Source organism: Streptomyces sp. XY006, from assembly GCF_002237655.1.
In the GTDB taxonomy this organism is placed as follows: Bacteria; Actinomycetota; Actinomycetes; order Streptomycetales; family Streptomycetaceae; genus Streptomyces; species Streptomyces levis.
This window is the reverse complement of the sequence record NZ_NOKT01000008.1, coordinates 68,780-87,922: the sequence shown is the minus strand read 5'-3', so window position 1 is coordinate 87,922 and position 19,143 is coordinate 68,780. Positions and strand designations below refer to the sequence as shown.

Below are 19,143 nucleotides of genomic sequence, written 5' to 3'. Positions count from 1 at the left end.
GACATGATGTCCGACCGAGGGGCTACGGTATGCACCCACAAGGTGACATGCAGCAACGCCGGGAGAAACCTTGAGCGTTCCGTACGAGACGGCAGCGTACGAACCCCATGACTCGCCCGAGTCTCCGGAGGAGCAGCTCGCGCGACTCCTCGGCCGTGCCCTGAACTCCTTCGAGCTACCGGACGAGACGCTGAGGCGGCTGGACTGCGCGCTGGCGCACGACGGTTCGCTGCACTCCGCGCACCACAGCGCGGGCCTGCACCGGGAGACGTACCGGCACACGTGGCTGCTGGCCGACGGCTCGGCACTCACGCTCTGGGAGCTCGTCCACAACACCGCGCCGGGCAGCGAGCCGCAGCACGAGGTGTACGTCGACGAGGAGGAGCTGCGTGCCGCGACGTCGCGGCTCCCGCTGCCGCCGGACACGCCGGACTTCGAGCTGCCGGTGACGGTGCAGCTGTCCCCGGCCCCCACGCCCCGGCACGCCTACGCGGCGGAGGACTCGGCCGACCACGCACGCCGTTTACTGCGCCGGGCGGAGAACGCGGACCGGCCGGGCGCGGACACGGCGGCCCGGCTGGCCACGGCGTCCGGTCACCAGATCACGCAGGCCTTCGGCCGACCGTGCCGCGCGGGCCGGGCGGGTCTGGGCTTCTCGCTCTACGAGCACGCGTTCCTGCTGCGCGACGGCGAGGAGCTCTCCCTGTGGGAGGTCGAGCACACGGCCACGCCGGACGGGCGGCACATGTGCGAGGTGTACGTGAGTGAGGACGCGGCGCGCGAGGCGATGGAGCGGCGGGCGGCGCAGCTGTCGTGAACCACGCCGCGCCGCAGCAGCGCATCGGACGCGGTTCAGTCGCCTTCGGCGAGGTGGCGCACCAACGCGGCGAAGGCGTCTCTCTCCTCGGGGGTCAGTTCCACGGACTCCGCCCGGGAGCCCGTCTGCCGCTGCTGCGGGAGGGCGGGGAGGGAGTGGCCCTCGGGCCACCGGGAGACGTGATCGGGCATGCGCCCCAGTAGACACCACGGCCCGGGACATCGGTCCCGGGCCGTGATTTTCGTGATCTATCTCGCAGGAGGCATGAACAGCTCACACCACCCGAAAGGGACGGCCTGCGACGGGCCTCGGATTCCCGTGAATCTCAGGCCCGCGGCCCTCAGGCCGCCACCGGCTGCTTGTGCTCCGCCGCCGGTGCCATGGTGTCCCCACCGGAGGCCGTGGTTGCGCCGGGAGCCGGCTTCCGCAGGCCCTTCAGGACGACGACCAGGGCGGTGGTGACGCAGACGCCCGCGGCGATGGCGACCAGGTAGAGCAGCGGGTTGCCGATCAGCGGGACCACGAAGATGCCGCCGTGCGGGGCGCGCAGGGTGGCGCCGAAGGCCATCGACAGGGCGCCGGTGAGGGCGCCGCCCGCCATCGAGGCGGGGATGACGCGCAGCGGGTCGGCCGCCGCGAAGGGGATCGCGCCCTCGGAGATGAAGGAGGCGCCGAGCACCCAGGCGGCCTTGCCGTTCTCGCGTTCGGTCTGCGTGAAGAGCTTGCCGCGCACGGTCGTCGCCAGGGCCATCGCCAGCGGCGGGACCATGCCGGCCGCCATCACCGCGGCCATGATCTTCATCGCCGAGTCGCTGGGGCTGGCCACGGCGATGCCGGCGGTGGCGAAGGTGTAGGCGACCTTGTTGACGGGGCCACCGAGGTCGAAGCACATCATCAGGCCGAGGAGGGCGCCGAGCAGGATGGCGTTGGAGCCGGACAGGCCGTTCAGCCAGTCGGTCATGCCCTTCTGGGCCTCGGCGATGGGCTTGCCGATGACGACGAACATCAGGAACCCGACGATCGCCGAGGAGATCAGCGGGATCACCACCACCGGCATGATGCCGCGCATCGCCGCCGGGATCCGCACCTTCTGGATCGCGATCACCACGCCACCGGCGATGAGGCCGGCGGCCAGACCGCCGAGGAAGCCCGCGTTGATGGTGAGCGAGATCGCGCCGCCGACGAAGCCGGGCACGAGGCCGGGCCGGTCGGCCATGCCGTAGGCGATGTAGCCGGCCAGGACGGGGACGAGGAAGCCGAAGGCGACGCCGCCGATCTGGAAGAGCAGGGCCGCCCAGCTGTCGGCCTGCGTCCAGACGAAGTGGTCCATCACCGACGGAGCCTTGTTGATCTCGTAGCCGCCGATCGCGAAGCCGAGGGCGATCAGCAGACCGCCCGCGGCGACGAACGGCACCATGTAACTGACGCCGGACATCAGCCACTTGCGCAGCTTGGTGCCGTAGCCCTCGCCGGAGTCGCCGGAGCGCTCCACGGGCGTGGCCGGGGCGGATCCGGCGGTGACCTCGCCGCGGGCGGCCTTCTCGCGGACCTCGGCGATGAGTTCCGCGGGGCGGTTGATGCCCGCCTTGACGCCGACGTCGACGGTCGGCTTGCCGGCGAAGCGTTCCTTCTCCCGTACGGGCACGTCGTGGGCGAAGATCACGGCGTCGGCCGCCGCGATGACCCGCGGGTCGAGCCGGGTGAATCCGGCCGAGCCCTGGGGCTCGACAGTGAGTTCGACGCCGGCCTCGCGGCCGGCGTTCTCCAGCGACTCGGCCGCCATGTAGGTGTGGGCGATGCCGGTGGGGCAAGAGGTGACGGCGACGATCCGGAACGGGCGGTCCTCGCCCGTGGCGGTGACGTCGTCCTTGCCGGTGACCTTGGCGGCGTCCTCGCCGGTGGCGGTGGCGGCGTCCTCGCCGGTGGCCGTGGCGCCGACCTCACCCGTGGCGGTGGCGCCGACCTCGCCGGTGGCCGTGGCGCCGACCTCACCCGTGGCGGTGGTGGCGTCCTGGCCCGTGGCCGTGGCGTCGGCGGGAGAGGCCGCTCCCGCCGACGCCACGGGGTCTTCGGAGGCCGGCTGCCCGGCGGGCCGCGCCGGCTCGTCGCCGCGGAGCAGCGCCGCCGCGGCCGCCGGGTCGTCCACCGCGCGCAGGGCATCGGTGAACTCGCTGTTCATCAGCTGCCGGGCCAGGGACGACAGGATCGTCAGATGGGCGTCGTCGGCGCCGGCGGGCGCGGCGATCAGGAAGATCAGGTCGGCGGGGCCGTCCGCGGCGCCGAAGTCGATCCCGGCCGCGCTGCGCCCGAAGGCGAGCGTCGGCTCGGTGACGTGTGCGCTGCGGCAGTGCGGGATGCCGATGCCGCCGTCCAGGCCGGTCGGCATCTGGGCCTCGCGGGCGGCCACGTCGGCGAGGAAGCCGTCCAGGTCGGTCACCCGGCCCAGGGCCACCATGCGCTCGGCGAGGGCACGGGCCGCCGCTTCCTTGGTGTCGGCGGACAGGTCGAGGTCGACCAGCTCCGCCGTGATCATGTCGCTCATCGCGGGCTCCTTAGCACGCGTATCGCCCGGTCGGTGGGGTGGGCGGGAGGGGGACGGGGGTGCGATGGGGGGGTGACGGGTGAGGCTGGTGAGGCGAGCGGGACGAGGCGGCCGCGGGGAGTGACGGGGAGGTCTGGCGCCCGGGTGCCGGTGGGTGCCGCCCGTCGTGGGCCGGGGCACCGGTCATGACACCGGCTCCGTCAGCGCGCGGTCGACGGGCAGGTCCGCCGTGACCGTCACCGCCGCCGGGTCGAGGTCGGCCGGCGTGGGCATGACGCTGCCGGGCAGCCGGACGGCCGCCGCTCCGTGGGCGACCGCGGAGGCGAGGGCCTCGGGGCCGCTGCCGCCGGCGATCAGGAAACCGGCGAGGGAGGAGTCGCCGGCGCCCACGTTGCTGCGTACGGCGTCCACCCGGGCGCTGCCGAACCAGGCACCCTGGTCCGTCACGAGCAGCTGCCCGTCGGCGCCGAGGCTGGCCAGGACGGCCCGGGCCCCCATCTCGCGCAGTTCCTCGGCGGCTTTCACGGCGTCCGCGACGGTGGCGAGGGGGCGGCCGACGGCCTCGGACAGTTCCTCGGCGTTGGGCTTGACGACGTCGGGGCGTTCGCGCAGGGCCGCGAGCAGGGCGGGGCCGGAGGTGTCCAGGGCGATCCGGGCACCGGCGGCGTGGGTGCGGGCGACCAGGTCGGCGTACCAGTCGGGGGCGAGGCCGCGCGGGAGGCTGCCGCAGCAGGCGATCCAGGAGGCGTCGCGGGACTGCTGCCGGACGGTCTCCAGGAGCAGTTCGCGTTCGGCGCCGGTGAGGTGCGGGCCGGGCGCGTTGATCTTCGTCAGTACGCCGTCGGCCTCGGCCAGGGCGATGTTGGAGCGGGTGGCGCCGGCGACGGGGACCGGGGCGACCTCGATGCCCTGCTGGTGGAGCAGGTCGGCGACGAGCGCGCCGGGGGCGCCGCCGAGCGGCAGGACGGCCACCGTGCGCTGTCCGGCGGCGGCGACCGCGCGCGAGACGTTCACGCCCTTGCCGCCCGGGTCCATCCGCTCGCCGGTGGCGCGGATGACCTCGCCGCGGTCGAGGGACGGCACCTCGTAGGTGCGGTCCAGGGACGGGTTGGGGGTGACGGTGAGGATCATGCGCGCACTACTTCCGTGCCGCCGCGCTCGATCGCGACGGCGTCTTCGGGGCTCAGCCCGCTGTCGGTGATCAGCAGGTCCACATCGCTCAGGTCGCCGAAGCGGGCGAAGTGCTCCTGGCCGTGCTTGGAGGAGTCGGCGAGCAGCACCACGCGGCGGGCGGCGGCCACGGCCGCGCGCTTCACGGCGGCCTCGGCGAGGTCGGGCGTGGTCAGGCCGTGTTCGGCGGAGAAGCCGTTGGCGGCCACGAACAGCACGTCGGCGCGGATCTCGCCGTAGGCCCGCAGCGCCCAGGCGTCCACCGCCGCGCGGGTGCGGTGCCGTACGCGGCCGCCGACGAGGTGGAGCTGGATGCCGGGGTGGTCGGCGAGGCGCGCCGCGATGGGCAGGCTGTGCGTGACGACGGTGAGGGAGCTCTCCAGCGGGACGGCGGCGGCCATGCGGGCCACCGTCGTACCGGCGTCGAGGATCATCGTGCCCTCGGTGGGCAGTTCGACCAGGGCGGCCTTGGCGATGCGGTCCTTCTCGTCGGCGGCCGTGGACTCGCGCTCGGCGAGGTCCGGCTCGAAGTCCAGGCGCCCGACCGGGATGGCCCCGCCGTGCACCCGGCGGACCAGACCGGCGCGGTCGAGGGCCTTCAGGTCCCGGCGGATCGTCTCCGCCGTCACCTGGAACTCCTCGGCCAGCGACACGACATCCACTCGGCCGCCGTCACGGGCGAGCCGGAGGATCTCCTGCTGCCGTTCCGGTGCGTACATGTCCGTTCGCCTCCGCCTCATGCCCGAACGTGTGGTTTCAGCGGGAGGCTACGCCGAGATTTCTGCGAAGTAAACAGGTTCGGACCCAATCGGGCATGATCGGAAATCGGCGGGACGGGCCCGTCGCACACGCGGGACGGCCCCGCCGCACACGCGGGAGGGGCCCGTCGCACACGCGGCACGACCCCGCCGCACACGCGGGAAGGGCCCGTCGCACACGTGGACGGGCCCGGCACCCGAAGTGCCGAGCCCGTTCCGCGTCCCCGGACCGGTCAGACCAGCGCCGGTTCCTGGTCCTCGCGCCCGGCCGGCTCCTGCTCCCCCTCGACGTGCTGCGCGGGCCGCTTCGGCAGCGCGAACATCAGCAGGAAGATGGCGCCCATGACCGCGGCGACCCAGCCCAGCGCGTTCTCGAAGGCGTCCGCGAAGGCCGGACCCACCTGTTCCGGGCGCAGGTGCTCGGCGATCGTGCCGAAGAAGACCACCGAGACCAGCCCGAGCCCCAGCGCGTTGCCCATCTGCTGCACGGTGTTGATCAGGCCGGAGGCCGAACCGGAGTGCTCACGCGGCACCTCGGAGAGGATCGCGTCGGTCAGCGGCGCGACGATCAGGCCCATGCCGACCCCCATCACGACGAGCGGCAGTGCCATCTGCCACGGGGTGATCGCGAGGCCGTAGTGGCCGGACTCCCAGATGTAGAGCAGCACCCCGGCCGCCATCACCAGCGCGCCCGCCTGGAGCACCTTGCGCCCGAAGCGCGGCACCAGCATCTGCACCGACATCCCGGCCGCCGCCGACACGGCGATCGAGAACGGCACCCCGGTCAGCCCGGCCTTCAGCGGGCTCCAGCCCAGCCCGATCTGCATGTACAGCGTCCAGACCAGGAAGAACACACCGAGCGCGACACCGAAGACGGTCTGTACGGCGATACCGGCCGCGAAGCTCTTCACCTTGAACAGGGACAGTTCCACCAGCGGCGAGCCGTCCCGCACGGCCTTGCGCCGCTCGTACGCCACCAGCACCGCGAGCACCACGAGCGAGCCGGCCATCGACAGGTGACCCCACAGCGGCCAGCCCAGCTCACGGCCGCGGGTGAGCGGATAGATCAGCATCAGCAGGCCCAGCGTGACCAGTGCGACCCCCACGAGGTCGAGCTTCAGGGCCCGCGGCGCCCTGGACTCGGTGATGAAACGGCTGCCGAGGACCAGGCCGGCGACACCGACGGGCAGGTTGATCAGGAAGATCGAGCGCCACTCCCAGCCGAACAGGTTCCACTCGGTCAGCAGCGCGCCGAGCAGCGGACCGGACACCGCCCCGAGGCCGACGACCGCGCCGAACAGCCCGAACACCTTGCCGCGCTCGTGCGCCGGGAAGGTCGCGTGCACGATCGACAGCACCTGCGGCACCATCAGCGCGGCCATGCCGCCCTGCAGGAACCGCGAGGCGACCAGCATCTCCGGGTTCACCGCGAGGCCGCACAGCGCGGAGGCGACGGTGAAGCCCCCTATGCCGACGAGGAAGATCCGCTTGCGGCCGTGGATGTCGCCGAGCCGCCCGCCGGTGATCAGCCCGGCGGCGAAGGCGAGGGCGTAACCGGCGGTGATCCACTGGATCTCGCTGAAGGACGCGCCCGCGTCCCGCTGGATGGACGGGATGGCGATGTTGACGATGGTCACGTCGACGAGGTCCATGAAGGCCGCGGTCATCACGATCGCGAGGGCGAACCAGCGGCGGCGATCCGTGCCGGGAGTGGTCTCGGTGGAGTTCATGCCGTGACAGTAGAAGGCCACTAGGTCAGATCGTGTCCTAATGGTGCGGCATCCTCACCTCATGACGACGGACACCCCGGCCCGGCTGCTGACGCTCCTCTCCCTCCTCCAGACGCCCCGCGAATGGCCCGGCGGCGAGCTCGCCGACCGGCTCGGGGTCTCCCGCCGCACGGTCCGGCGCGACATCGACCGGCTGCGCGAACTCGGCTATCCCGTGCAGGCGACCAAGGGCGCCGACGGCGGCTACCGGCTCGTCGCCGGCAAGGCCATGCCGCCGCTCGTGCTCGACGACGAGGAGGCCGTGGCCATCGCGGTCGGCCTGCGCGCCGGGGCGGGACACGCGGTGGAGGGCCTGGACGAGGCGTCGGTGCGGGCGCTGGCCAAGCTGGAGCAGGTGCTGCCCGGCAGGCTGCGCCATCGCGTGACCACGCTCCAGGCCGCCACCACCCCGCTGACCAGCGGGGACGGACCCAGCATCGCGCCCGAGACACTGACCGTCATGGCCTCGACGGTGGCCGGGCACGAGCGGCTGCGGTTCGCCTACCGGGCCGCGGACGGCACCGAGTCGCGGCGCCTGACGGAGCCGTACCGGCTGGTGTCGACGGGCCGCCGCTGGTACCTGGTGGCGTACGACCTCGACCGCGACGACTGGCGCACCTTCCGTGTCGACCGGGTGAGCGAGCCGTTCGCCACCGGGGCCCGGTTCACGCCGCGCGAGCTGCCGACGGGGAACGCCGCGGAGTACCTGCGGCGCTCGATGCAACGGCAGCAGCGGACCTACGACTTCGAGGTCACGTTCGCCGCGCCGGCCGCCTTCGTCGCCGCCCGGCTGCCCGGGTGGCTGGGCACACCGGAGCCGGTGGACGAGCACAGCTGCCGGCTGCGCGGGTCGGTGGGGGACGCGACGCAGTGGGTGGCGTTCCGGCTGGCCATGCTGGAGTGCGACTTCCGGGTGCACGAGCCCCGGGAACTGGTCGACGCCGTGCGGGAGTTGGGTGCGCGGCTGAGCAGAGCGGCCGGGGCGTGATCCGGCGGGGTCACGGAGCGAACGGGAAGTTCCGCAGGGCCGCGAGGTTGCGCAGCGCGAGGTCGGCCGGGCTGCCCGGCCCCTCCGCCGGCCCGTCCCCTTCGGCCCAGCCTTCGAGCGCGGTCCGCACGGCGGCACTGGCGACGGCCGCCGCGAAACGCGATTCGGCGTAGGCGAAGCGCGGTTCCGGGCTGGCGAAGCGCGGTTCAAAGTCGGCGAGCCGTCCTTCCGGGTCGGCGAGCCGCCGCCCAGAGTCGGCGATGCGCAGCTCCCGGTCGACGAGGCCCGGTTCCGCTTCGGCGAGACCCGGTTCCGGGTCGGCGAGGCCCGGTTCCGGGTCGGCGAGGCCCGGTTGCGGGTCGGCGAGGCGCGATTCCCGTTCGGCGCGGCGCTGTTGAAAGGCGGAGGCAACGTTGTCGTCCCCGGCCGTCGCCGCGGAGCCCGTGGCGGTACCGGCACGTGTCACCCGTTGCGCCAGCACCTCCCCCAGCATGCGTTCCGAGTCCTGGCACACCTCCGCCCACACCCGGCGCAGCGACGGGTTGGCCGCGGCCAGGCGCAGCAGCGTGCGGACCCACTCCCAGGAGGACGCCGAGACGCCGACGCCCGGGGTGAGGGTGTGCCGGACCCCTTCCTCCAGGGCCTGCGCGACGCTCACCGCGGCGGGGGCGGCCCGGACCGCCTCCACCCAGCGCTGGGCACCGGCCGCGTACAGCGGGGCGACGGCCTCCTCCTTGGTGGCGAAGTACCGGTAGAAGGTGCGCGGGGCGATACCGGCGGCCTGGGCGATGTCCTCCGCGCGGGTGGCGCGCAGTCCGTGCCGTACGAAGAGACCGGCCGCCGCCCGGGCGATCTCCATGCGCGTCTCGGCCTTGCGCCGCTCGGTCAGCGAGGCCTGCGGGGTCGGGGTGGTGCTGCTCACGCCCGGCAGGCTATGCCCATGTGACACAATCTGCCATCTGGCGGGCCACCCCGTGGTTCAGGTACGGGGTGGCCCGCTCTCCAGCGGCGCCTCGGCGCGGGTCGGCCCGGTGCGCGCACAGAGAGAGCCGGGCCCCGGCGTCCGGGGGGAGGGACGCCGAAGCCCGGCCTTGGGAGAGTCCCGGCACCGGGGGGAGTGCGACGGGACTTGGCTCTGCGGGGCCGGGGGGTCGGCCCCGGGCCCGAACTGATGGACCCGGAAGTCTTGTTCCCGGAGCCCTGCGGGTTGAAGCGGCGTTACAACGCCATGTTTGCGCGGTCTTTCGCCACCCGGCGTACGCGGTGACCACCAGGCGCACACGAACCGTCACCCAGGGGCCACGGCTCGTGCGCCGGGGCGATCAACGCTGACCGCCGGTCAGGCCGCCGCGTCGAAACCGGTGCTGCGGGCCAGCTTCTTCAGCTCCAGCAGCGCGTGCTTCTCGATCTGGCGGATGCGCTCGCGGGTCAGGCCGTGCTCCTTGCCCACCTCGGTCAGCGTGCGCTCGCGGCCGTCCTCGATGCCGTAGCGCATCTTGATGATGGAGGCCGTGCGCTGGTCCAGTCGGCCGATGAGGTCGTCGAGCTCCTCGCTGCGCAGCAGCGTGAGCACCGACTGCTCGGGCGACACCGCGGAGGTGTCCTCCAGGAGGTCGCCGAACTGGGTCTCGCCCTCGTCGTCCACCGACATGTTCAGCGAGACCGGGTCGCGGGCCCAGTCCAGCACGTCGGTGACGCGCTCCGGCGTGGAGCCGAGCTCGGCGGCGATCTCCGCCGGCTCCGGGTCCCGGCCGTGCTCGCGGTTGAACTCGCGCTGCACACGGCGGATCCGGCCGAGCTCCTCCACGAGGTGGACGGGCAGGCGGATCGTGCGGGACTGGTCGGCTATCGAGCGGGTGATGGCCTGGCGGATCCACCACGTGGCGTACGTGGAGAACTTGAAGCCCTTGCGGTAGTCGAACTTCTCGACCGCGCGGACCAGGCCGGCGTTGCCCTCCTGGATCAGGTCCAGCAGCGGCAGGCCGCTGCGGGGGTAGCGCCGGGCGACGGCGACGACCAGGCGGAGGTTGGAGCGGATGAACACGTCCTTGGCGCGCTCCGCCGCCGCGACCAGGGCTTCGAGCTCCTCGCGGGTCGCGTCCGTCTTCGTCTCCTCGTACCCGTCGAGGACCTGCCTCGCGAACACACCCGCCTCGATGACCTGCGACAGCTCGACTTCCTTGGCTGCGTCGAGCAGCGGTGTGCGCGCGATCTCGTCGAGATACATGCCGACCAGGTCGCGGTCGGCGATCTCGCCGCCATGGGCGCGAACACTGCTTGCCGCGTCGGCCGTCTCGCCGGTGGCGGACTGACGACGGGCGACGGCACGGGTTGCCATGCGTGCTCCCTTGCGATGTGAGGTCAGCGGGTGGTCCTTCGGACGCCTGACTCCGTCTTCCGGACTCTCTCCGGACTCTCCTCGGGTGCCCTGCATCCGATGGAAACAACGACTGGAATCAGGACAGAATTCCCAACCGTGCCTCCAATTTTTCTGATCATGCAGTACCCTGTCGGACCGCTGCCCGGACCAGGGGGAGGCCCGGTACCGCCGGGACGCACGGAGGCGCAGGTCAGGCCGGGAGTCGAAGACGCCCTCCCGGCCCTCACCACGCGCTCCCACCCCCACGAAGGTGAGACGGCGCTCACACGCGACACCGCGATCTTCACTCCGCAGGACCGCGACTCCGGCCGCTCTCCCACCTGGAAGACGGGCCGTGCCCGCTGATGGTTGCCACGCTCGGGGACCCACGGCCCCACACGAAGGAAGCCGCAGAGGGGAAGCCCTCAGCCGAACTGCACCGACCGCTTCGCCAGTCCCATCCAGAACCCGTCGATCACCGACTTCTGCGCGTCCAGTTCACCGGTGGCGTCGGCCGCGCCCATGGTGACGAAGAGCGGGGCGAAGTGCTCGGTGCGCGGGTGGGCGAGCCGCCCGGCGGGCGACTTGCGGGTGAAGTCGAGCAGGGCGTCCACGTCCCGCGACTCCAGCGCGCGCCGGCCCCAGTCGTCGAACTCGGCCGACCAGGCGGGGATGCCGCCCTGCCGCAGGGCTGCCAGGTTGTGGGTGAAGAAGCCGGAGCCGACGATCAGCACGCCCTCGTCCCGCAGCGGGGCGAGCCTGCGGCCGATCTCCAGCAGCCGGACCGGGTCGAGCGTCGGCATGGAGATCTGGAGGACGGGGATGTCCGCGCCCGGGTACATCTCCACCAGCGGGACGTACGCGCCGTGGTCGAGACCCCGGTCGGGCACGTCCTGCACGGGCATCCCCGGGGCGCGCAGCAGCTTCCGTACGGACTCGGCGAGCTCCGGTGCGCCGGGGGCGTCGTACCTCACCCGGTAGTAGTGCTCAGGGAAGCCCCAGAAGTCGTAGACGAGCGGGACGGTCTCGGTGGCGCCGAGGGCGAGCGGGGCCTCCTCCCAGTGCGCGGAGACCACAAGGATCGCCTTGGGCCGGGGCAGGCCGGCGGACCAGGCGGCGAGTTCGCCGGGCCAGACCGGGTCGTCCGCCAGGGGCGGCGCGCCATGGCTGAGGTACAGAGCGGGCATGCGCTCCTGAGTGGCGGCGGACATGCTGCGGCTCCTTCCATCCGTGGTACTTGAAAACTGTACGACACACTTGTTGAAAGTTCAAGGAGAGTCCGCGTACAGTGGAACGCATGAAGGCACCCGCATCCGCACCGGCAACCGGCTCCACCGCGGAGCCCCAGGAACCACGCTGGCTCACCGACGAGGAGCAGCGCGTCTGGCGTTCGTTCATGGAGGGCGTCACCCTCCTCGACGACCATCTCGACCGTCAGCTCCAGCGCGACGCGGGCATGCCGCACGTCTACTACGGCCTCCTGGTCAAGCTCGCCGAGGCGCCGCGGCGGCGGCTGCGGATGACCGAGCTGGCGATGCTGGCGAAGATCACCCGCTCCCGTCTCTCGCACGCGATCGCGCGCCTGGAGAAGAACGGCTGGGTGCGCCGCGAGAACTGCCCCGACGACAAGCGGGGCCAGTTCGCCGTGCTGACGGACGAGGGCTACGAGGTGCTGCGGAAGACCGCGCCGGGCCATGTGCAGGCCGTGCGCCAGGCGGTCTTCGACCGGCTCACCCCGGAACAGCAGAAGTCCCTCGGCGAGATCATGCGGATCATCGCCGAGGGACTTCAGCCGGCCGAAGCCGGTGCGGACCTGCCCTGGCTCCGCTGAGCCGGGGCAGGTCCTGGATTCCGTAGGCCGGGGCGTCCCCTTCCCCGGCCTACGGATGGCCCGAAGTGCCCGTGAGGGGCCCGAAGGGGTGGGCGCCGCCGCTGACCGGGCGTCGCCGCTCAGTGGGCTCCGCCGCTGGGCGGGCGATGCCGCTCAGCGGGTCCCGCCGCTCAGTGGGTCCCGTGGGTCCCGCCGCTCAGTGGGTCCCGTGGGTCCCGCCGCTCAGTGGGTCCCGTGGGTCCCGCCGCTCAGTGGGTCCCGTGGGTCCCGCCGCTCAGTGGGCGACGACCGGGATCTGCACCTCGTCCGCCGCGCCCTCGTCGGAGCCGGTCACCGCGGTCATGTTCGGGCGGCCGGCGTTGACGAAGGTCAGGGCGATCGTGGCGGCCACCACGAGGATGCCCACGGCGAACCAGATGGCGCTGGTGTAGCCCTGCACCATGCCCTCCAGCTGGACCAGCTGCTGCTGGGACCGGCTGGTCGCCCCCACGATGTGGTCGGCGATGTAGGAGGTGGTCGCCGAGGCGGCGATGGTGTTCAGCAGGGCCGTGCCGATCGCGCCGCCCACCTGCTGCGAGGTGTTGACCATCGCGGAGGCGACACCGGAGTCCCGGGGCTCGACGCCCTGGGTGGCCAGCGACATGGCCGGCATGAACGCCGTACCCATGCCGAGGCCGAGCAGCAGCATCGCAGGCAGCAGCAGGGCCGCGTACGAGGAGCCGATCTCCAGCTGCGTCAGCAGCAGCATGCCGAGCGCGGCGACCAGGAAGCCGGGGCCCATCAGCAGGCGCGGGGCGACCCGGGTCATCAGACGGGTGCCGATCTGCGTGGAGCCGGTGATCATGCCCGCGATCATCGGCAGGAAGGCGAAACCGGTCTTGACCGGCGAGTAGCCCTTCACGATCTGCAGGTAGTAGGTCAGGAAGAGGAACAGGCCGAACATCGCGATGATCGCGAGACCGAGGGACAGGTAGATGCCCCCGCGGTTGCGCTCGGTGACCACGCGCAGCGGCAGCAGCGGGGCCTTGACCTTGGACTCGACGACCACGAAGGCCAGCAGCAGCACCGCCGAGGCGACGAACATGCCCACGGTCACGGCGTCGCTCCAGCCGTCCGACTCGGCGCGGGTGAAGCCGTAGACCAGGGCGACCAGGCCGAGGGTGGACAGGATCACGCCGGGGATGTCGAGCGGGGAGCGGTTGCGGCCGCCCTCGGGCTCACGGATGACGAAGTACGCACCGGCCGCGGCGACGACGGCGAACGGGATGTTCACGAAGAACGTCCAGCGCCAGTCGAGGTACTCGGTGAGGAAGCCGCCCAGGATCAGGCCGACGGCACCGCCACCACCGGCGATCGCGCCGTAGATGCCGAACGCCTTGGCGCGCTCCTTGGCGTCGGTGAACATCACGGCCAGCAGGGAGAGCGCGGCGGGCGCGAGCAGGGCGCCGAAGACACCCTGGAGGGCGCGGGCACCGAACATCATCGCCTCGTTGGTGGCCGCGCCGCCGAGCGCGGAGGCCGCGGCGAAGCCGCCCAGACCGACGACGAAGGCCTTCTTGCGGCCCCACAGGTCGGCTATCCGGCCGCCGAACAGCAGCAGACCGCCGAAGGCGAGGGCGTAGGCCGTGACGACCCACTGCCGGTTGCCGTCGGAGATGCCGAGGTCCTGCTGGGCGGAGGGCAGGGCGATGTTCACGATGGTCGCGTCGAGGACGACCATCAGCTGGGCGAGGGCGATGAAGACCAGCGCTTTCCAGCGATTGGCGTCCGGGACGCTCGGTGCCTTTACGGCTGTTTCAGACATGGGGGTACCCACTTCGGGACTTCGTGACGGAACGGGACGGAAAAAGGGCGACAAAAGGTGACGACGGAGGATGGCGCCGAAAGGTGGCACCGAAAGGCAGGGGCTCGTCGACGATGACGGCCGTGTCGGAGTGTCGTGGGACTGTCGTCCGCGCTGCAGACGACTGGCTGTCGCCGGTGTTTCAGGCGGCTGGCTGTCGTCCGTGCTGCAGACGACTGGCTGTCGCCCGTGTTTCAGACGGCTGGGACGAGCTGAACTAATCGGTCAGGACGGGCAGGGCTTGCGAAGGTCCTCCAGGGTCACGGCCGTTCCGGGCAGGGTGGAGCGGGCCGGAGCCCGCAGCCCGTCCAGGAACAGCTGGAGATGACGGTGGACGAAGCGGTCGGCGCGGAAGCAGTCCGTACCGGCCGGGGGCCGGCTGAGCTGGGCCACGGCGATCATCACGTCCCCGACGTCCACGTCGGAGCGGAGCTGACCGGCCGTCCTGGCCCGGTCCATGACCTCCGCGACCAGCCGCTCGACCCGCTCCCGCGCGGCCTCCAGGTCCGGGTGGTGCTTGTCGAACGTGCTGGCGACCATCGGGCACAGCGCGCTGATCCGCTCGTCGGCGGCGGCGTGCACGAAGCGCTCCAGCGCCTCGAACGCGTCGCCGGTCTCGGCGAGCGCGAGCTCGGCCGCGGCGGCCGTCCGGTCCATGACGGAGCAGACGACCTCGCGGACCAGCGCATCGCGGTCCGGGAAGTTGCGGTACACCGTGGCGTTGCCGACACCGGCCCGGCGGGCGATCTCGTCGAGCGGCACGTCGGGGCCGTGCTCGACGAACATCTCCCGGGCGGCGGTGACGATCCGCTCCCGGTTGCGCAGGGCGTCGGCGCGAGGCCGGGGCGCCTTGCGCGGTGCGGGGGTCGCGGTCTGCACGGCGTACTCCTGGTCAGTGGTGATCTACGGTCTGCGATCCGGGGAAGCTCTCCCCGTTTCGCGCGGACACCTAGCTAAACGGGGAGTGGGTCCCCGGTATTTCCCGCCCACGGGGAATTTATTTGTGACCTGGGTCACATGCAGCGGGCCCGGCAGGGCTACCGGCCGGAAACCCACGATCGGTCTCCCCCAGCGCGCGCCCGCGCACCCCGCGACGCAGGGTGAGCGCAAGGGTGCAGCCGGAGACCGGAGGCTGCCGTGGCGCGGGAGGTCCCTTGCAGGTGCCTGACATGCAGCCACCCCAGCCGCCCCAACCACCCCGGCCACCCCAGCCGCCCCAACCGCCTTCGTCGAGGTCCGGCCCGAACCGGCCGGGCAGGTGCGGACCGGGCCGGCCCGGCCGGTGCGGGCCGCCGGGCGGCCGGATACCCCGGCGCCGTCTGGCCGCACTGGCCTGCGTCTCCGCCCTGACCTTCACGGTCAGCACCTCGGCCGGCACGGCCCATCTCGCCCCGGGCACCACGGCGGCCGGCGCGGGCCCGATATCCCTCTCGCGCACCTCCGCCCACGCCCCCTGCCTGATCCGCGGCGCCCGCGAGGTCCAGATGTCCGAGGGCATCCCCACCTCGGAGGGCTACTCCCGCTCCACCGGCACCGTCCGCGCCCTCACCCTGATGATCGACTTCTCGGACGCCCCCGGCGAGGGCAGCGCCCAGGACCGCTTCAAGGAGTTCTTCCCGCAGACCCGCGAGTGGTTCCGCACCAGCTCCTACGGCCGCCTGGACTACCGCCCCGAGACCCCGATCCCGGAGTGGCTGCGGATGCCCAAGTCGTTCCGCGAGTACGGCATAGAGCGCGGGGCCCCGTTCGAGCCCGGCTACCGCGAGCTGGTCCAGGACCTCGTCGCGGCGGCCGACCCGAAGGTGGACTTCGGCGACTACGACCTGCTGAACGTCCTGGTCACCCCGAACGCCGGCCCCTCCGCCCTGGACACGGTCCTGTCCGTCACCTTCGCGGGCAACCCCGAGGCCCCGAGAGCCGACGGGATCGCCGTGGCCAACGCCTCGTTCGTCTACTCCCGCCAGGACGACGGCTCCGGCTCCTACCACCGCACCGGCTACCGCGTGCTGCCCCACGAGAACGGCCACGTCTTCGGCCTGCCCGACCTGTACACCGCCGAGGGCGGGGGCGCGGTCGGGCACTGGGACATCATGAGCGAGGACTGGGGCGCCAACAACGACTTCCTCGGCTGGCACAAGTGGAAGCTGGGCTGGCTGGACGCGGCCCAGGTGCACTGCGCGACGTCCCGCGGCCCGACCGAGTACACCCTGACGCCACTGGCCCACGCGGGCGGCTCCAAGCTGGTCGTCGTACCCCTGGACACCGGGACCGGTTACGCCCTGGAACTCCGTACGCGCGGCGGCAACGACGAGACGGTGTGCCGCCCGGGCGTGCTGGTCTACCAGGTCGACGCGGAGGTGGACACGGGCATGGGCCCGGTCACGGTCCGCGACTCCCGCCCCGACAGCGGCGGCTGCACCCGCGCCCCCAACGTCCACGCGGAACTCTCCGACGCGCCCTTCGTCCCCGGGGAGACCTTCAGGGACGCGCGCAGGGGCATCACGATCGAGGTGACGGGCGTGGACGGGAAGGGCAATCACCGGGTACGGGTCACGCGGGAGGAGCAGGGGCAGCGGAGCTGAGGGGAGGCAGGACCGGGGCGTCCACCTCGGTGGAGCCCAGAGGTTCGTAGAGCCCAGAGGTACGTAGGCCGAAGGGCGAGCCCGGGTCCCTCCGGACGCCGGCGTCCCGGTTCCGGACCACGGTGGGCCGGTCCGGATCACGGCGGGCCGGTCCGGATCACGGCTGGCCGGTCCGGATCACGGCGGGCCGGTCCGGATCACGGCGGGCGGATTACGGTGGGCCTGCCCAGACCGCCGTACCGGAGAGCCGATGCCAGCGAATCCCACGCCCGAGCCCGAGCCCGAGCCCCTGGAGGGTTCCGCCGGGCAACGGTCCGGTGGCACCCCGGCCGAGGCGGTCACCCCCCTCATCCGCGGCATCACCGTGCTGCGCGAACTGACCGACGCGAACGGCACGCTGAGCCTGAGCGCCCTCGAACGGGCCACGGGCCTCGCCCGCTCCACGGTCGACCGCATCACGGCCACGCTCGCCCGCATGGGCTACGTCCGCGTGGACGGCCGGGACGTCTTCCTGGCCCCCCGCCTGATGGAGCTGGGCAACGCCTACCTGGCTGCCCTGCGCCTCCCCTCCCTGCTCTCCCCGTACGCGGACGCCCTGGCCGACGAACTGGACGAGTCGGTCTCCCTCGCGGTCGCCGACCAGGACGGCATCCGCTTCATCCACCAGGCGACCCGCCGCCGCGCGATGTCCCTCAGCTTCCGCATCGGCGACCTGCTCCCCGCCGAACGCACGGCCCCGGGCCCGCTGTTCGCCACGGAGTGGACGCCCGCGGACTGGCAGCGCTGGCGCGAGCGCAGAGCGGCGGACCCGAGGGACCTGTCGTTCACAGCCGTACCGCCACGCACGCACGGACTGGACGCGACGCACGGAACGAATCCGACACACGGGTCGAATCCAGCACACGGTTCGAATCCGGCACACGGCGAAGACTTCGACTTCGTCCGCCGCACGGAGGAGGCGTCGGCGCACGGCTGGGCCCTGGACGACCAGCTGATCGAACCGGGCCTGGTGGCGATCTCGGTCCCGGTCCGCGGAGAGGACCGGAAGGTGGCGTGCGTGGCGAGCGTGGTCAGCCACACGAGCCGCCACACGGCCCACGGCCTGCGCGAGGCCCTGCTGCCGAGGCTGCGGTCGGCGGTGGCGCGGATGGAGGAGGAACTCCACCGCACCCCACCCCCGGAGCCGGGCCCGCGCCCCGCCGACCTGGCACTGTGGACCGGCGCGTCGAAACTGCAGCTGGGCCGCGACTTCATCGAGTCCCTGGCGCGGGGCCTGACGGTGCTCACGGCCTTCGGCGAGGGCAGGCCGCGGCTGACCCTCACGGAGGTGGCCCAGGCGACGGGCCTGGCCAGGGCGACGGCCCGCCGTGCCCTGATCACCTACGAACACCTGGGCCTGATGACCACGGCCGACCGCACCTTCGCCCTCACCCCCAGGGTCCTCTCCCTGGGCTTCCCACCCCTGTCCCGCACCACCCTCCCGGAGATCGCCCAGCCGCACCTGGCCGCCCTGACGTCCCGCATCCACGAGTCGACGGCACTGGCGGTACTGGTGGAGGCCGGCGAGGAGATCCAGTACACGGCGCGGGTGGCGACGGGCCGGGTGATGAGCGTGAACATCGCGGTGGGCACGAGACTCCCGGCCCAGGCGACGGCCTCGGGCCGGGTCCTCCTGGCGGACGCCGGCACCACGGTCCACACCCAGGGCTACGCCTTGGTGGACGAGGAACTCGAAGAGGGCCTCCGCTCGCTGGCGGTCCCGATCCGCGACCGCGAGGGCAGGGTGGTGGCGGCCCTGAGCACGGCGACGCACGCGAGCCGCCACTCCCCGCACGAGTGCGTCACGGCCCTCCTCCCCGAACTGACGACCACAGCCACCCACATCGAATCCGACCTCCACACAGCGTCCCGCTTCACCCGGGTCCCCCTGACCTGATTCCGCCCCCACCACCGAGGGATACCGGCCGTACGAGTGCCTGGTCGGGTGGGACTGCCTAGGATGAAGAACACGGCGGCACAGGGGGATGGATGTCCACGCTGGACGATGCGGGTTCGGGGGCCTTACACGGGGCGTCGCTGGGCGAGGACCGCCTCAAGCATCTGGAGTTCCTGCAGGCCGTCATCACACGGCTGTCGAACCATTCCTTCCTGGTGAAGGGATGGGCGTTGACACTCGCTGCGGGTTTCTTCGCCGTCTCTTCCAGCCAGCAAAGCTGGCAAGTGGCCGCCAGCGGGTTGGTGCCGCTGGCGTGCTTCTGGTTCCTCGACGGCCTCTTCCTCCGCCAGGAGCGGCTGTTCCGGTACCTGTACGACGATGTACGGCGTCCCGGCATCGAGGTGGAGACGCTTTCCATGGACGTGCGCCCGTATCTGCATCGGATCAGCTGGTTCGAGGCGACGTTCTCCCGAACGCTTCAACTCTTCTACGGTGCCTTGCTGATCGCCGACGGGGCGCTCGTGGCCGTCAACGTCTGAGGGGGTGGG

The 19,143-nt window shown here is 72.3% G+C and carries 15 protein-coding genes and 1 pseudogene; 6 read left to right on the top strand and 10 right to left on the bottom strand.

Going from position 1 to position 19,143, the window contains the following annotated elements; all coding sequences use genetic code 11:
• Positions 1–70: 70 nt before the first annotated feature.
• Entirely contained in the window at positions 71–817 is a 747-nt protein-coding gene (locus CHR28_RS11450) for a DUF6227 family protein (RefSeq protein WP_094053442.1), read from the top strand.
• A 35-nt stretch (positions 818–852) separates the two neighbouring features.
• Here CHR28_RS11450 and CHR28_RS37750 read toward each other — a convergent pair whose 3' ends face one another.
• The 5 genes from CHR28_RS37750 to CHR28_RS11430 form a co-directional block, all read right to left on the bottom strand.
• Positions 853–1,008 carry a hypothetical protein gene (locus tag CHR28_RS37750; protein ID WP_179272396.1) on the bottom strand — a complete coding sequence of 52 codons (156 nt, stop codon included), beginning with the start codon at positions 1,006–1,008 and terminating at the stop codon, positions 853–855.
• Positions 1,009–1,157: 149 nt separating this feature from the next.
• Positions 1,158–3,359: a PTS fructose transporter subunit IIABC gene (locus tag CHR28_RS11445; protein WP_094053441.1), complete on the bottom strand. Its 2,202-nt coding sequence runs from the start codon at positions 3,357–3,359 to the stop codon at positions 1,158–1,160.
• 183 nt (positions 3,360–3,542) lie between these two features.
• The gene (pfkB, locus tag CHR28_RS11440) at positions 3,543–4,490 is read right to left on the bottom strand and encodes a 1-phosphofructokinase (protein WP_094053440.1); all 948 of its coding nucleotides are present in this window, start codon (positions 4,488–4,490) and stop codon (positions 3,543–3,545) included.
• Positions 4,487–5,248 carry a DeoR/GlpR family DNA-binding transcription regulator gene (locus CHR28_RS11435; RefSeq protein ID WP_094053439.1) on the bottom strand — a complete coding sequence of 254 codons (762 nt, stop codon included), beginning with the start codon at positions 5,246–5,248 and terminating at the stop codon, positions 4,487–4,489. Before CHR28_RS11435 ends, pfkB begins: the two co-directional genes overlap by 4 nt.
• A 272-nt stretch (positions 5,249–5,520) precedes the next feature.
• A complete protein-coding gene (locus CHR28_RS11430; RefSeq protein ID WP_094053587.1) occupies positions 5,521–7,017 on the bottom strand; it encodes an MFS transporter in 1,497 nt (498 codons plus the stop codon).
• Between the two features lie 61 nt (positions 7,018–7,078).
• Between CHR28_RS11430 and CHR28_RS11425 the strand changes: the two genes are divergently transcribed.
• Complete coding sequence (locus CHR28_RS11425) at positions 7,079–8,044, top strand: helix-turn-helix transcriptional regulator (protein ID WP_094053438.1); 966 nt, start codon at positions 7,079–7,081, stop codon at positions 8,042–8,044.
• A gap of 406 nt (positions 8,045–8,450) precedes the next feature.
• Here CHR28_RS11425 and CHR28_RS38960 read toward each other — a convergent pair.
• The 3 genes and pseudogenes from CHR28_RS38960 to CHR28_RS11400 all read right to left on the bottom strand — a co-directional run.
• Positions 8,451–8,903: pseudogene (locus tag CHR28_RS38960) on the bottom strand (TetR/AcrR family transcriptional regulator); the annotation flags it as partial.
• 480 nt (positions 8,904–9,383) lie between these two features.
• Positions 9,384–10,382, bottom strand: coding sequence for a sigma-70 family RNA polymerase sigma factor (locus tag CHR28_RS11405; protein WP_094053437.1), 999 nt, complete (start codon positions 10,380–10,382; stop codon positions 9,384–9,386).
• Positions 10,383–10,828: 446 nt separating this feature from the next.
• A complete protein-coding gene (locus CHR28_RS11400; RefSeq protein ID WP_179272395.1) occupies positions 10,829–11,614 on the bottom strand; it encodes a dioxygenase family protein in 786 nt (261 codons plus the stop codon).
• Between the two features lie 86 nt (positions 11,615–11,700).
• On the opposite strand from CHR28_RS11400, the gene CHR28_RS11395 reads away from it, so the two are divergent.
• Positions 11,701–12,234, top strand: a complete 534-nt coding sequence (locus tag CHR28_RS11395) for a MarR family winged helix-turn-helix transcriptional regulator (protein ID WP_094053585.1) — start codon at positions 11,701–11,703, stop codon at positions 12,232–12,234.
• Between the two features lie 274 nt (positions 12,235–12,508).
• On the opposite strand, the gene CHR28_RS11390 is transcribed toward CHR28_RS11395, so the two are convergent.
• A complete protein-coding gene (locus CHR28_RS11390) occupies positions 12,509–14,038 on the bottom strand; it encodes an MFS transporter (RefSeq protein ID WP_094053436.1) in 1,530 nt (509 codons plus the stop codon).
• A 264-nt stretch (positions 14,039–14,302) separates the two neighbouring features.
• Positions 14,303–14,956 (bottom strand): TetR/AcrR family transcriptional regulator, encoded by a 654-nt coding sequence (locus tag CHR28_RS11385; RefSeq protein WP_094053435.1) that lies wholly within the window; start codon positions 14,954–14,956, stop codon positions 14,303–14,305.
• 290 nt (positions 14,957–15,246) lie between these two features.
• Between CHR28_RS11385 and CHR28_RS11380 the strand changes: the two genes are divergently transcribed.
• The 3 genes from CHR28_RS11380 (at position 15,247) to CHR28_RS11370 (ending at position 19,134) form a co-directional block, all read left to right on the top strand.
• Positions 15,247–16,659 (top strand): M6 family metalloprotease domain-containing protein, encoded by a 1,413-nt coding sequence (locus CHR28_RS11380; RefSeq protein ID WP_094053434.1) that lies wholly within the window; start codon positions 15,247–15,249, stop codon positions 16,657–16,659.
• Positions 16,660–16,909: 250 nt separating this feature from the next.
• Complete coding sequence (locus CHR28_RS11375; protein WP_094053433.1) at positions 16,910–18,595, top strand: IclR family transcriptional regulator domain-containing protein; 1,686 nt, start codon at positions 16,910–16,912, stop codon at positions 18,593–18,595.
• Positions 18,596–18,687: 92 nt separating this feature from the next.
• A complete protein-coding gene (locus CHR28_RS11370; RefSeq protein WP_094053432.1) occupies positions 18,688–19,134 on the top strand; it encodes a hypothetical protein in 447 nt (148 codons plus the stop codon).
• Positions 19,135–19,143: the final 9 nt, after the last annotated feature.

Coding starts and splice junctions, on each gene's coding strand:
- CHR28_RS11390 (WP_094053436.1), bottom strand. CDS start 14,038: ATGTCTGAAACAGCCGTAAAGGCACCGAGCGTCCCGGACGCCAATCGC.
- pfkB (WP_094053440.1), bottom strand. CDS start 4,490: ATGATCCTCACCGTCACCCCCAACCCGTCCCTGGACCGCACCTACGAG.
- CHR28_RS37750 (WP_179272396.1), bottom strand. CDS start 1,008: ATGCCCGATCACGTCTCCCGGTGGCCCGAGGGCCACTCCCTCCCCGCC.
- CHR28_RS11405 (WP_094053437.1), bottom strand. CDS start 10,382: ATGGCAACCCGTGCCGTCGCCCGTCGTCAGTCCGCCACCGGCGAGACG.
- CHR28_RS11395 (WP_094053585.1), top strand. CDS start 11,701: ATGAAGGCACCCGCATCCGCACCGGCAACCGGCTCCACCGCGGAGCCC.
- CHR28_RS11435 (WP_094053439.1), bottom strand. CDS start 5,248: ATGTACGCACCGGAACGGCAGCAGGAGATCCTCCGGCTCGCCCGTGAC.
- CHR28_RS11370 (WP_094053432.1), top strand. CDS start 18,688: ATGTCCACGCTGGACGATGCGGGTTCGGGGGCCTTACACGGGGCGTCG.
- CHR28_RS11400 (WP_179272395.1), bottom strand. CDS start 11,614: ATGTCCGCCGCCACTCAGGAGCGCATGCCCGCTCTGTACCTCAGCCAT.
- CHR28_RS11375 (WP_094053433.1), top strand. CDS start 16,910: ATGCCAGCGAATCCCACGCCCGAGCCCGAGCCCGAGCCCCTGGAGGGT.
- CHR28_RS11380 (WP_094053434.1), top strand. CDS start 15,247: ATGCAGCCACCCCAGCCGCCCCAACCACCCCGGCCACCCCAGCCGCCC.
- CHR28_RS11425 (WP_094053438.1), top strand. CDS start 7,079: ATGACGACGGACACCCCGGCCCGGCTGCTGACGCTCCTCTCCCTCCTC.
- CHR28_RS11430 (WP_094053587.1), bottom strand. CDS start 7,017: ATGAACTCCACCGAGACCACTCCCGGCACGGATCGCCGCCGCTGGTTC.
- CHR28_RS11445 (WP_094053441.1), bottom strand. CDS start 3,359: ATGAGCGACATGATCACGGCGGAGCTGGTCGACCTCGACCTGTCCGCC.